The sequence below is a fragment of the Streptomyces sp. NBC_00354 genome, assembly GCF_036106915.1.
GTDB lineage: Bacteria > Actinomycetota > Actinomycetes > Streptomycetales > Streptomycetaceae > Streptomyces.
Window position 1 is genome coordinate 8,584,462 of sequence record NZ_CP107983.1, and the last position, 13,442, is coordinate 8,597,903.

Sequence of the window (13,442 nt, forward strand, 5' to 3'; positions counted from 1 at the left end):
CATCCGTGCCGCCTGCGCTCTAGGCGTCTCACGACCCCCTGTGGCTTGCTGCCTCCCGTTCTCGTGAACATCGATATCCTGCCTCGGCGGGTGCCTCCCGAAGTCATGACGAACGGGCTTCACTACCCGTGAATAAAGCCAACGGGTGGTAGTTCCTCGCAGCCGCGGGAGGCAGTGAGTTCGTGGCTGTGATCCCGGTCAATCAGGGCGTCGACTAGAAGGCATTTCACCCAGGCCCGTGCCAGGGGCACGCCGGTGGCCATGGCACTCAGGATGAAAAGAGCGCGAAGCCATGGCAGGCCGGTGAAAATCGTGTTGCCGACGTCGCCAGCCCCGAAGAGGCCGAGGCCAGCCAGGCCTCCGGCCAGGTACGCCAGCCGGGTGAGCTGGTAGTGCGCGCGGCGCTTCAGTCACGCCCAGGTCTGGGCAGTCGGAACCACATTCCGCCGTTGTCGTAGCACGGCTCGTCCACCTTTACCTGCTGGGGCTGCCGCCAGGCTGCTTGGGGGGAACCGGCACACCGCCCCACCAGTCATCGACGAACACCTCGAACGATGTCGCAAAGCTCCGCAGGTTCTCCGTGAGCAGCGGCTGCTCACCGTTCGCAGCCCGCGATGCGGCCGCAACAACGCTGATCTCGACGAACAGTTCCACCGCCCGTGCCGAGGGCCGCCTAGGCTGGTCGGCCAGCGCCTCGAGAGTGGCGCCGACGCTGTCGTCCAGCTGCGGCGCCGAGACCTCCAGTCCATGCCGAACGAGGCGTGCGAGGGCGGCGTAGACGCCGAGCCGCACCGGCTCGTCCCCTTCGTCCCAGCGTCCTTCGCCGCCTCCTTCGCCACGGTCGCTGTCACTCCGGCCGTAGTCTGCGAGGAAGGACCTCATCGCTTCACTCAAACCTTGTGCGGATGCGGCAGATGCAGGGGGAAAAGACATCTCGGTCACGATTCACCCTTCCGGCTCGCGGCCCTGTTGGGGTCACGCACTCGCGCCGCGCTGACACCAGACTGCGGCGTGACCTGGACGGTTGGCCTGAGCCACGCGGCGAACCGCATTATCCGCCGGGAAACTTGGTCCGTCTGGCGCCCGGTGAGTGGCGCGGGGCAACTGACACTCTGCTGTCCAATCCATTGACGTTCTCGTGTCCACCGACAAGGGCTCTCAGGCTGGCACGCCTTCACGCGGCGCACCCCGAACCGGTCGGCAGTCTGGTGCTGTTCGAGCGGCCGGAGGCGTTGCTGTCCCTCATCGAGCCGGACGATGTCTTCTTCACTGCGCGGGTGGAGCTGTCCGGGGTGGAGACGATGGGTCACCTCCACGAGCTGATCCACACGGTGACGCGTGGCGTCACCGGGGAGCTGGGCTATGCCGGCCCCCGGGGCCGCTTTGGAGGTCCTGGTCGGCAAGCGGCATGAACTCGCATTGCACCCGGCTCACGTCGATGGCTTCACCCGGCTTGTGCGAAACGCCGTCGCGGCCGTCGAGGCGCGGAGCACGCCAGGCAGCGGATGTCTTCACTGCGGCGGGACCGGCCTCGCCCGCTCGTTGTGGGAGCCGGGCGCCGGGCAAGCCTGAAGGAGGCTGGGCAAGCCTCCCAAGAGGAGGGCTTGCCCAGCCCTCCGCTACGGCCCTTCCCGCCCCGGACGCAGGACGTCGGCGTAGACCCGGGCACGGACACCTGGCTGGCCGAGGTCCCGGTGCACCGGGACGATGCCCGAGGTCGCCCAGTGCTCCTCCAGCGCGGCCATGACAGCGCGGACGGTGCCCTCGTCCCCTTCGGTGATGTCCAGTACCACCAGGCCGGGCTCCGCGATGTGCTGCTCGTCGATCGGCTTCATGACCGCTGCGACGGCGGTGGAAGCGCGGCGGTTCGCCGGCGGCCCCGGCTCCACCCGCACGAGGGAGTGGAATCTGCGGGCACCGCCCAGCTGGACACTCTCCCGCTCAAGGTGTGTCGGGGCGCGGCCCCCGTCGCTGCCCCGGTGGCCAGGGCCGCACCCATATGGCCGAACGTACCCCGCCGCCGAAGACACCAGTGGTGCTGTCCGGGAATGGCCGCGATCTGCTTCATGGCCGTGCGTCACCCGTTCGCGCGCGGCCAGGTGCCGGTGGGGAGGGCGGGGAAGAGGCTGGGCGCATGTCCGCCAAGCTGATCGTCTACCCGCCCGACGAGCAGGGCCGGCGCTGGGTGCGCTACGACAGTGTCGCCATCGGGGTTGCACACCGCCCGTCCGACATCCGTGTCTTCCTCGCCGACGCCGGTCTGGAGAACGCCAAGGACGTAGACGTCACCGACCCAGACTTCGTGGAATGGCGAGGCGCCGGCCCCGAGGCGTGGGACCCCTCCCCCTGAAGTGCTCTCCGCCCCCAGGGAGGGCGGCCAGCTGCTCGGTGCCGGGCCGCAGAAAGGCGGGCGAAGTTAGACGCGGGGGAGCCAGCCGTCGGCGAAGTCGGAGTGGTCCCGTGCGTGTTGCGCCTTCTCCTCGAGGAGTCGGCGGAAGCCTGCCAGGGCGTAGCGCTCCCCGGTGGCGGCTCGGGGGCCGGGGATGCCGGCCACGGTGGCCATGCACTGCTGGGGCTGGGGCTGCCAGCCGGTGACCAGCACCCGTAGGCGCATGCGCTCGGCGCGCCGGTGCAGGTGCAGGAGCTGGAGCAGCCCGTCGACGTCCATGGCCGCAACAGCGTGCAGGTCCACCAGGAGATCGCGCTCGTCCATGGTCACGTGGTCCAGCGCGCGCTGGAGCACTTCTCCCGCACCCTCGTCGAGCTCCCCGCTGGCGCTGATCAGAATCGAGCTGCCGCAATGCTGGACGTCCACGTTGATCAATGTTCTGCTCCCGTCACCCGAAGGCTCCGGACCTACGGGGCCCCATCCTGGCCCGGTACGGCGTAGGGCCGGTGTGCGGCGCGCTGAGGCGCGTAGAGGCCGGGACCGGGGTTGCACCGGGAGGAGGCTGGACCGTTGCTTGGAGGGTTGCTTTCAGCGGGGGGCCGAGGGTGTGACCGGAGGTGGGAGCCTCCCAAATCGGACGTGGTCTGTTCTTGCAGGTCAGACCCGGTGGGCAAGCCTCCTGGCGAGGAGGACACCTCTTTCCTCGCGATAGCCGAGGGAAGAGGTCTGCTTCGAGTTGGGGGCCGGCGGCGACGCGAGGGGTACATGTACTGACTGGCGCCACGTAGGCGACCCGTTGTTGCGCGAGCGCCTTGCAGCACGGAGCCGTGCCGCATCCTTCCGGGACCCTCGCTGCCCAGGCCGCAGGGCTATCTGGTGACTGCTTGTGGCGTCCGTGTGCTGCTGTGTGTCGGCGGGAATGCCGGGTCGGCGAAACGGTTCACTACAGTGCTGCCCGGCGAGAGGAACCCGCTCATGAGCACCCCCGCGCCCCGCCCCTCGGTCGCGACCTGGGCTCCTTCCCAGTCCGGACCGTGCGTGCGCTGTCATCGAACGTGCTGCCGATATGGGGTCGGTGGGAATCCGCTTTCTCCGTGGGTGGATCAGCTGTGGTGTGACGTGGGGTGATGGGGGTTCGTTGAGCTCCTGGGACTCGTTCTCGGGTGGTGTGGCTCTGCGGCGGGTTGTTGCACGACCCGATGCAGGAGTTGCTGATGCGGGCGTTTCCCGTGCCTCTGCCGCCTGGGCGGAGGCACGGGACGTCCTCGATGACGACTCTGATGTCATCCCATTTGCTGATCATGGGCTTCAGATCTGCGGTTCGGGCGGAACCGGGCGGAGCCGGCGACTGAGTCCTACACCGGCTCCGTCGCGCTATGCCTGCGCCGCGGGGGACCAGACAGCGCTCTCCGCTCGCTGTGCTGATGGTGGCGGCCTAGCGTGGGGTCTGGCCCCTGCCAGGGCCACGGCCTCCTGCCCGGCCGTCCGATTGGGATCCCGCGTCGGCTGGAGGGCTCTGGGGCCGTAGCAGGCCGCACAGCCGCACACACATCACCGGTGTCCGCGCCGCTGGTGGGACGGAGACAGATGGCGCAGTCGTCGTGGATTGAGTACAGGCCGGGGCAGGGGTTTCCGGGAGTGATCGGCCGGACGACCGATGAGTCGAGTCCGGCGTGGCCGCAGCCGGTGCGGGCGGGGGCGGGTGCGCCGAACGTGCTGTTCATCGTGTTCGACGACACCGGGTTCGGGCAGCTGGGCTGCTACGGCAGTCCGATCGAGACGCCGAATCTGGACGCGCTTGCCGCGGGCGGGCTGCTGTACAGCAACATGCACACCACCGCACTGTGCTCGCCCTCGCGCTCGTGCATCATCACGGGCCGCAACCACCACGCCAACGGCATGGCGGCGATCACGGAGCTGGCCACCGGCTACCCGGGCTACAACGGGCAGATCCCGTTCGAGAACGGGTTCCTGTCGGAGATGCTGCTGCAGCACGGCTACAACACGTACATGGTCGGCAAGTGGCACCTGATGCCCTCGGAGCAGGAGTCGGCGGCGGGCCCCTACGACCGGTGGCCGCTGGGACGGGGCTTCGAGCGGTTCTACGGGTTCCTGGGCGGCGACACGAGCCAGTGGTATCCGGACCTGGTGTACGACAACCACCAGGTCGAGCCGCCGGCCACGCCGGAGGAGGGCTATCACCTGACGGAGGACCTCGTGGAGCGGGCGATGTCGTTCATCGCCGACGCCAAGCAGGTGGCCCCGGACAAGCCGTTCTTCCTGAACCTGTGCCTCGGTGCGACGCATGCCCCGCACCATGTGCCGCAGGAGTGGGCCGACCGCTACCGGGGACACTTCGACGACGGCTGGGACGCCTACCGCGAGCAGACCTTCGCCCGGCAGAAGCAGCTCGGCGTCGTGCCCTCCGGCGCGCAGCTGTCCCCGCGCGATCCCGACGTGCCCGCGTGGGAGTCTCTGTCTGCGGAGGCGAGGCGGCTTGCCGCGCGGTTGATGGAGGTCTACGCAGGATTCCTCTCCCACAGCGACCACCACCTCGGGCGGCTGCTGGCCTTCCTGAAGGAGACCGGCGAGTTCGACAACACGCTGATCATGGTGGTGTCCGACAACGGGGCGAGCGCCGAGGGCGGGGTGACCGGCACCACCAACGAGATGCAGTTCTTCAACAACGCGCCCGAGACACTGGAGGAAAGCCTGACGCGGATCGACGAGCTCGGTGGCCCGACCACGTTCAACCACTACCCGTGGGGATGGACGTGGGCGGGCAACACGCCGTTCCGGCGGTGGAAGCGGGAGACCTACCGCGGCGGCGTCAGTGACCCGTTCCTCGTCCACTGGCCCGACGGCATCCGGGCCCGCGGTGAGATCCGCGACCAGTTCGCGCACATCATCGACATGGTCCCCACCGTCCTGGACGCGCTCGGCATCGAGGCGCCCGCGACCATTCGGGGCGTCACCCAGTCGCCCCTGCACGGCGTCAGCTTCGCACACACCTTCGACGACGCGGACGCAGTGAGCCGCCACCGCACCCAGTACTACGAGATGCTCGGACACCGGGCGATCGACCACGACGGGTGGCGCGCGGTCTGCCCCTGGCCCGGCCCCTCATTCGAGGAGGCCGAGCGGCCCTTCGGCACTCCGATCACGATGGCGGACCTCGACGACCTCGACGCCCACCACTGGGAGCTCTACCACGTCGACGAGGACATCGCCGAGACCAAGAACCTCGCCCGGGACCACCGCAGCAAGCTCATCGAGATGATCGCACTGTGGTACGTGGAGGCCGGCAAGTACAACGTGCTGCCGATCGACGGCAGCGTCCTGCAGCGCATCATGACCGAGCGCCCGCAGATCACCGAGAACCGCACCAGCTACACCTTCCGTTCCGGCACCCAGGCCATGCCCGCCGCGGTCGCCCCCCGGCTCCTCAACCGCCCGCACAGCGTCACCGCCGACGTCGAGATCCCGCCCGGCGGCGCGCAGGGCGTCCTGCTCTGCCAGGGCACCAACGCCGGCGGCTGGTCCCTCTACGTCAAGGACAACCACCTGCACTACGCCCACAACTTCGTCCAGCGGGCCCTGCACCACGTGGTCTCCAGCGAGAGCCTGCCCGAGGGGCGGCACGCGCTGCGTTTCGAGTTCGAGCCCACCGGCGCCCCGGACATCACCCACGGCAAGGGCGCACCCGGCCGAGCCCAGCTCTACATCGACGGCCGCCTCGTCGGACAGAGCGACATGCCGGTCACCACCCCGATCGCCATCAACCCGGGCGGCATGGCCTGCGGCGCCAACCCCGGTTCTGCCGTCACCCCCGACTACCAGGCGCCATTCCACTTCACCGGCACCCTCCACAGCGTCACCGTCGACCTGTCCGGCGACCTCATCGTCGACGCCGAGAGCGAGATGCGCATGCACATGGCCCGCCAGTAAGCCGGCCGCTCGGCGGCGACCGGTCGCCGCCGAGCCGGGTGATCGCCTACGGCACCACCCCGGTAACGTGATGGGCCGTCCGGGCGCGCCGCGGTCATATCGTGCTGATGCCGGGCGCCCCGCCGATGCCGCTGGCGCCGGGGTCGGGGCCCTCCTCTGTCGCCCGGAGCAAGCTCAACTTCGGTCTCGAGCGTCTGGCCGTTCGCCGGCCCCATCACATGCGCGAGACTGCCGTCATGAGCACGTGGCACCAGCTGGGCACCGAGTCTGACGGCCCCACTCCCGTTACAGGTGTGTTGGCGTGCGTTGGCGGCCCGGCCTTGCTGCGTGGGGAGCGGGCCGGACCTCGCCCGTGAACCTTGGATGGCGGCCCGCAACAGCAGTGCTCGCCAGCCCCAAGGTCGGATTTGTCACACCGAGGCGTTACAGTGTGCGCCGCGGTTGAGACGGCTGACCACCGACTCCTCGGGCAGGGCCCACCGCAGAACCCTCTTGACATGACGTCAGGGGCATACGGGGGCCGGCCGTCGGCTGTTGCGGCGCGTCCCCGTTCAGTAACCGAGAAACAGCCAGGAGATCCATGAGAAAGAGAGCGCGGAGAGCGAGCATTCTCGCCGCCGCCACCGCCGTCGCGGCCACGAGCATGTTCATGGCCGCACCGAACGCCAGCGCGGGCACGTCCGAAATCGCGAACGCCGGCTTCGAGAGCGGCAACGCGTCCTGGAACGAGAAGGTGACCCCCTTCGCAGGGCACCCCATCAACAACTCCTCCGGGTGGCCGGCCCACACGGGTGCTGGCAAGGCGGAGCTGGGCGGCCAGGGCCTGACCGGCATAAGCCGCATCTCGCAGCAGGTCACGGTCCCGGCGTACCGGGTTCCAGTGCTGTCGTTCTGGGTGCGCAGCGATGTGGTTTCCGGCGGGGCGAGCGGCTTCGGCTTCCGCCAGCTGATCGTGGAGGCCACGGCGGAGGACGGCACGCCCTATGAGCTGCACGACCGCATGAACAAGGCCGGGACCAACGGTTCTTACGAGAAGGTGACGGTCACATTGCCCGACGCCTTCTACAGTTCGTCTCCGCAGAAGGTGAACATCAGCTTCATGGCGATCGAGGACGCGGCGAACCGGATGCCGTTCCTGATCGACGACGTGAGCATGGAGTACCGCTTCAAGGCGATCGACCGTCCGGTGGTCATTCCGGGCGGGATCTTCCGGCCCATCGGGGGCTGATCCCCCCCCGGCCGGGCGGGGCGGCGCGGCCCACGTGTTACCACGGTGGCCGCGCCGCGATGCCGTCATTCGTCGGCCGGTGATCGGCGTCCGTGCTGCTGACCGGCGGCGCGGACGCCGGCGGCGAGACGCTGCCGCTCTCCAAGATCCGTGCGGTGCGGACCAGCCAAGGCAGTCGTGCGGCCCAGGCGGCCGCCACAGGGGAGGCTGGGCGAGGCGCTGTCTGGCGGACCGCGCGCGTCTGGCACTGGGTACTGGGCCACGCGCGGTGCCCGAAAGTGCGGCTCGGCAGCGGACCAGAGGTGCGTAGGAGGTGTGGCCGCGGGTGGCCTCTCACGTACGCAGGTAGCCCTCGGCACCCTGCGTCCGAACAGAGAGGTGCGTTGCGATGGCTGTTGTCCTGGTCCTGCGGTGGGCTGGAGTTATCCTCGAGCTCCCGTCCCGGGCGGCTCGGCCGCTGGGGAGGGGTCCGGCACCGGGGGAAGTCGGCTGCTCCGGGTTGTCGGTGGCGTCATAGATCATGTTTGGATGACTCATCGAACGCAGGACACTGACACTGCTCCCCTCGGACCCGAGACCGGGATTGCCTGGCTCGCGGCGCCCCGCTGGATTCCTTTCGGCGGATACAACGTGGTGATGGCCCGAGGGGTGACCCCGGACGAGCTGGTAAAGCGGCTCGCGGTGACGGCCTTCGAGGAGGTGCCCGCCGTTGTCCGCCGGGCGTCTGGCGAGCACACCGCCGAGGAGGTGGCAAACCCCGACCTCTTCGATGTCGACGAAGACGTGCGCCTGCGGTACGGCGAGCACGCCGGCCTGTCGTTCGCGGTCATGTACGGCGCGTGGTGGGGCGAGTTCGACGAGCTGGCGCGGGTTTCGGCAGGTGGAGTGCACGTCTTCCAGGTGAAGTTCGAAGAGGACAACGGCAAGCCCGTGCCGCCGTTCTTCGAGTACTACCACGACGAGGTTCTCGCCTGCTCGTTCAATCTGCACCTGGACGGGTCATGGGGATACGACGGAATCGACGGGGACCCGGCGGTGGCGACGCGGGTGACTGCGGCCATAGCAGAGACCGGCCTGCCCGTTGCCGGCCGAGAAGGCAACACAGGCGTAGAGGACGAAGAGCAGATGCGGCGCACACTGCTGGGAATCCTGGGCAACCTGTTCGACCTCTCCCTGCCTCGAGGTCGGATCCTTCAGGGGGCCCTCGCCACGGCCACGCTGACGACCTGATGTCGGAGCCCAGGGAGCCCTGGGCTCGGCCGGCCCGAGGCCGAGCCCGGCTCTCGTGCACCGCGGTGCCTACGTCGGCGGAAGCCGGCAGGACCGACGGATCCGCATCTCCTCGGCTCCGGCCTACCGCTGCGCCCTTGGCGCGTCCGGAACCCCGTCGCGGACGGCTTCCGCTCGGGTCAGCGTAGACGGAAGCGGGCCTGTCTCTCCCGCCGGAAAGGTAGCCAGGCAGCTCGCCTCGCTCGGGGACAACTACGCCCTGCACTCCTTCCCCGGGCAGGACCACGCCATCGACCCACGCGTCCTCGCGCCCGTGCTGACCCGGTTCTTCACCACCGTGCGCTGCGGGTGATGCCCAGCACGCACCCCGCGGATTCGCGTCGGGCCGCCCAACTCGTGCCTCCTACCCGGCCCTTGGCGATTGATCTGGACCTTCCTTGGCGTGAGGTGTGGCACAGCACGTTCCCAGGCCCCCGCACCGCCCAGGAGCTCCGCATGGTCGTCCATCACGCCCTACGCGTCGCCGCAGCCGGGCTCTTCCTGGTCATCCTCTCCGAGGCACCGCCCTGTGGCAGGACGGCATGGACGCCGGCGTCAAGGTCGCGACCCCGGCTGAGATGTGCCCAGGCCAAAGAGACTGGAGCGACGATCCTGATGTCCATCGGCGGCGCCGCGGCCGGGATCGACCTCGGCTCACAGGCGGTCGCGGACCGGTTCGTGGCGACCATCGTGCCGATCCTGAAGAAGTACACTTCGACGGCATCGACATCGACATCGAGACCGGACTCGTTGGCAGCGGCTCCATCACCCGCCTCTCGCCCTGACAGACCAACCTGATCCGCATCATCGACGGCATCCTCGCGCAGATGTCGGCGGGCTTCGGCCTGACGATGGCCCCGGAGACGGCCTACGTCACCGGCGGCAGCGTGAGGTACGGCTCGATCTGGGGCGCGTACCTGCCGGTCATCAAGAAGTACGGGGACAACGGCCGCCTGTGGTGGCTCAACATGCAGTACTACAACGGCAGCATGTACGGCTGCTCTGGCGACTCCTACTCCGCCGGTACGGTCCAGGGCTTCACCGCGCAGACCGACTGCCTGAACAGGGGCCTGGTCATCCAGGGCACGACCATCCGGGTCCCGTACGACAACCAGGTCCCGGGCCTGCCCGCCCAGCCTTGCGCGGGCGGCGGTCACATGAGCCCTGTCCTGGTCGCGCAGGCCTGGAACCGCTACGGGGGCGGGCTGAAGGGCCTGATGACCTGGTCGGTCAACTGGGACGGCTCGAAGAACTGGACCCTCGGCAACAACGTGGAAGCGCTCCAGGGCCGCTGACGCACCGCCGGTGCGGCGGGCGCGGCGCCGCACCGCCGTGAATCACAGGCTCGTGAGGAGGCCGTCGGGCTTCGCGGAGCGCGCCGACGGCGGAGCAGAGCTGGCCGGGGGTGCAGTAGCCGCACTGGAAGGCGTCGTGCTCCATGAAGGCGTGCTGGAGCGGGTGGAGGGCGCCGTCTGGGCCGGCCAGGCCCTCGACGGTGGTGATCTCGCTGCCGTCGAGGGCCACGGTGAGGAGCAGGCAGCTGTTGGCGCGCCGGCCGTCCAGCAGGACGGTGCAGGCACCGCACTGCCCGTGGTCGCAGCCCTTCTTGGCGCCGGTCAGGTCCAGGTGCTCGCGCAGGGCGTCGAGCAGCGTGACCCGGTGGTCGAGGTCGAGGTCGTGGTGGACACCGTTGACGCGGAGGGTCACACGGGAGCGGGCGGACCCTGGTCGGTTTCGACTTCTCCGGCACCTCCGGCCATTCCTTCCCCTGGCTGGAGGAGCAGGGGCACTTCTCGTACGCGTGGAGCGTCCTCGGCTTGTCCTTGGTGACGATGGTGGCCGCGAGACCGGGGGAGAGCAGGAACGTTCTGCCGAAGACTTGTTGGCGCGCGCGGAGCGGTTCGTGCAGTTCGCCGCTGTTTGTCTGTCGTTCGGGCCAGATGGTGATGGCCGGAATGGTGCAATTACCTCGACAGCGGCCCTCTCGTGCCGCGGGGACAGGGGGCAGAGGGTGGGATCGTTAGAGGCCCTGAGGCCGGAGCACCCCCGGATGGTGGGGCGCTACCGGATCGTGGCACGGCTGGGTGCCGGGGGCATGGGCCAGGTGTACTTGGCGCGTTCGCCCGGCGGGCGCCCGGTCGCGGTGAGGCCGAGAGTAATCGACTTCGGCATCTCCGTGGCTGGCGAGGCCAGCGTGAAGTCCCTCAGCCGCCGATGTCCCGGCTCCGGAGGTCGTCCAGGTCTCGCGCCGGAGGCCTCTTCCGCTCTCAGCGCCAGGAAGGATGCCCCTCGGCGCCGCCGCCGGTGGTGAGCGTACGCTCGCCGGTCTTGTCCGCGCGCACGGCCCAGATCACGGGCTTCTCGTACGGGCCGCGGACGAAGGCCACCCACGTGCCGTCGACGGACCAGGCGGGGTCCATCTCGTGGGCGCTGGTGGCGACCAGTTCACGATCGTTACTGCCGTCGGCGTCCACGAGGCGGATGTCGCCCTGAGTGCCCGTGCCGTAGGTCCCCGCCGTGTAGGCGAACGTGGAGCCGTCGGGTGACCACACCGGGTCGAGTGCCGGATGGGGCAGCCGGGTCACCTGCTGTGGGGCGCGGCTCGGGGCGGCGGGGTCGACCAGGTGGATCTGCCAGTTCTCGGGCGCCGTCTGCAGACAGACCGCGATGCTCTTGCCGTCCGGCGACCACGCGGGATCCTCGACCTGGCTCCCGCCCGAGGTGAGCTGGCGGGCCGTGCCGTCGGCGACGCCGACCACGAACAGCTGCTGGACACCGTCCTTCTTGCGGAGCACGGCGAGCTGGCTGCCGTCCGGCGACCAGGACATCCTTCCGCCGGCGATGGAGGTGATCCGCCGAGCGTTCGAACCGTCGGCATTGGCGGTCCAGACGGCCGTGCCCTCGGGTGTGCTGCGGGTGAACGCGAACGACCTGCGGTCAGGGGACCACTGGGGCAGGGTGTCGCATGCGCCTGCGACCCCTGCGATGAGCCCCAGGGGCTTCTCTGTCGCGGCGTCCCGGCGGGCGATGACGCTGTGGCAGGTCCCGGGCCAGCCCGGGGCGGTGTCCTGCCGGATCAGCAGGGGATCGGCCGGGAACGGGGCAGGGGCAGGGGCGGATCCGGTGGGCGTGGCGGCGCCGGGCTTGGAATTGTCCTTGGTGGAGTCGGTCCAGGGCTGCCACACGTACAGGCCGACGACCGCGACAGAAGCCACGAGCACCGCCGCCACCACCGCGCGGCGCCGCCGGGGCCTCTCTGTATCCGCCTGCGGCACCTGCGCAGGGGCGGGGGAGAGTCGCGCCGCGGGTCCCGTCACGGTGCGCGGCTGTTCCGTACGGGGCTCCGCGACGACGGGCGGGACGGCGTCCGGTACCGCGAGGTCCTGCGCCGTGTCCGACGGGCCGTCCGGCACGGTGGGACGCGCCGCCGGTTCCGGGGGCGGGAGCAGTTGCGTTGCCGCCTCCGGCAGCCAGGAGCCACCGTCCGGGTGGCGGACGGTGAGAGTGTCGAGGAAGGCGGCCGGGGTGGGCCGCGCCGCCGGGTCCTTGGACAGACAGGCGCCGATGGCTTCGCGGAGTTCACCGGGCACCGCGGTCAGGTCCGGCTCCTCGTAGACCACCTTGAAGTGCCTGGCCGCGGAGGGGCCGTCACCGAAGGGGGCGCCGCCCGCCGCCTGGGTGAGCACCACCCCTAGAGCGAACATGTCGACCGCAGGGGTGACCGCGCCACCACCGGTGAGCTGCTCGGGTGCCAGGAATCCCGGCGTGCCGACCTGCAGCCCGGTCTGTGTCAGGGACGTTCCGTCCAGGGCGCGCGCGATGCCGAAATCGATGACACGCGGCCCGTCCTCCGCGACGATGATGTTCGCGGGCTTGAGATCGCGGTGGATGACCCCCGCTCGGTGGATCGCCTCGAGTGCCTCGGCCAGGCCGGCCGCCAGGACGGTGAGCGTGTCCAGAGGCAGCGATCCGACGCGCGCGAGTACCGCTTGCAGGGTGGGACCGGGCACGAAGGCCGTCACCAGCCAGGCCGGCTCCCCGTCTGGGTCGGCGTCGACCACCGGCGCGGTGTGGAAGCCGCCGACCCGCCGCGCGGCCGCGACCTCGTCGGCGAATCTGCGCTTGAACCCGGGCTCGGTGCTCAACTCGGGACGTACGACCTTGACGGCGACCGCACGGCCGGACTGGGAACGGCCCAGGTAGACCACGCCCATGCCCCCCTGGCCGAGCCGTCCCACCAGCCGGTAGCGGCCCTCGCCGAGCGAGGTGGGATCGCCCGTTTCGAGCGGCTTCATATGTCCCCCGTTTCACACCTTGCGCAATGAACAGCCTCTCCCTACCCGTCGCGCCGTCCACCAGTCAAGCGAGGCCCATGCGGGGACCCGACACGGGTGCCCTTGGCAACCAGTGCTCCTGGGCCCCGTACCCGGCCGACGGCACGGCGTCTGGGGCCGGGGCAGAGGACGGTCGTCCTGTCCGTCACCGACGCCTGTGGTGACAGCCGACATCGGTGATGACCGATGAGTTTCTCCACGATCCACAGTCAGAGATCATGGTGGGTGCTTGGCGGGTGGTAGTCCGGCCTGGTCGCGCACCGGCCGTGTCCAC

Annotated in this window: 9 protein-coding genes and 1 pseudogene; 5 read left to right on the forward strand and 5 right to left on the reverse strand. The window is 69.7% G+C overall.

Annotated elements, in window-relative coordinates; genetic code table 11:
• Positions 1-474: 474 nt before the first annotated feature.
• Positions 475-942, reverse strand: a complete 468-nt coding sequence (locus tag OHT74_RS39730) for a hypothetical protein (RefSeq protein ID WP_328623078.1) — start codon at positions 940-942, stop codon at positions 475-477.
• Positions 943-1,619: 677 nt separating this feature from the next.
• On the reverse strand, positions 1,620-1,835 hold the full coding sequence (locus tag OHT74_RS39735; protein WP_328623079.1) for a DUF6207 family protein: 216 nt from the start codon (positions 1,833-1,835) through the stop codon (positions 1,620-1,622).
• A gap of 299 nt (positions 1,836-2,134) precedes the next feature.
• On the opposite strand from OHT74_RS39735, the gene OHT74_RS39740 reads away from it, so the two are divergent.
• Complete coding sequence (locus tag OHT74_RS39740) at positions 2,135-2,350, forward strand: hypothetical protein (protein WP_328623080.1); 216 nt, start codon at positions 2,135-2,137, stop codon at positions 2,348-2,350.
• A gap of 66 nt (positions 2,351-2,416) precedes the next feature.
• On the opposite strand, the gene OHT74_RS39745 is transcribed toward OHT74_RS39740, so the two are convergent.
• Positions 2,417-2,815: an STAS domain-containing protein gene (locus OHT74_RS39745; protein WP_328623081.1), complete on the reverse strand. Its 399-nt coding sequence runs from the start codon at positions 2,813-2,815 to the stop codon at positions 2,417-2,419.
• Positions 2,816-4,102: 1,287 nt separating this feature from the next.
• On the opposite strand from OHT74_RS39745, the gene OHT74_RS39750 reads away from it, so the two are divergent.
• From OHT74_RS39750 to OHT74_RS39765, 4 genes and pseudogenes are all read left to right on the forward strand, one after another.
• Positions 4,103-6,337: an arylsulfatase gene (locus OHT74_RS39750; protein ID WP_328623082.1), complete on the forward strand. Its 2,235-nt coding sequence runs from the start codon at positions 4,103-4,105 to the stop codon at positions 6,335-6,337.
• Positions 6,338-6,917: 580 nt separating this feature from the next.
• Positions 6,918-7,565, forward strand: a complete 648-nt coding sequence (locus OHT74_RS39755; protein ID WP_266671872.1) for a hypothetical protein — start codon at positions 6,918-6,920, stop codon at positions 7,563-7,565.
• A gap of 648 nt (positions 7,566-8,213) precedes the next feature.
• The gene (locus tag OHT74_RS39760; protein ID WP_328623083.1) at positions 8,214-8,795 is read left to right on the forward strand and encodes a hypothetical protein; all 582 of its coding nucleotides are present in this window, start codon (positions 8,214-8,216) and stop codon (positions 8,793-8,795) included.
• Positions 8,796-9,352: 557 nt separating this feature from the next.
• A pseudogene (locus tag OHT74_RS39765) lies at positions 9,353-10,129 on the forward strand (glycosyl hydrolase family 18 protein); the annotation flags it as partial.
• Here the strand turns inward: OHT74_RS39765 and OHT74_RS39770 are convergent.
• On the reverse strand, positions 10,065-10,541 hold the full coding sequence (locus tag OHT74_RS39770) for a (2Fe-2S)-binding protein (RefSeq protein ID WP_328623084.1): 477 nt from the start codon (positions 10,539-10,541) through the stop codon (positions 10,065-10,067). The pseudogene OHT74_RS39765 and the gene OHT74_RS39770 overlap by 65 nt on opposite strands.
• Positions 10,542-11,101: 560 nt before the next feature.
• Positions 11,102-13,129, reverse strand: a complete 2,028-nt coding sequence (locus tag OHT74_RS39775) for a protein kinase domain-containing protein (protein ID WP_266671878.1) — start codon at positions 13,127-13,129, stop codon at positions 11,102-11,104.
• Between the last annotated feature and the right edge of the window lie 313 nt (positions 13,130-13,442).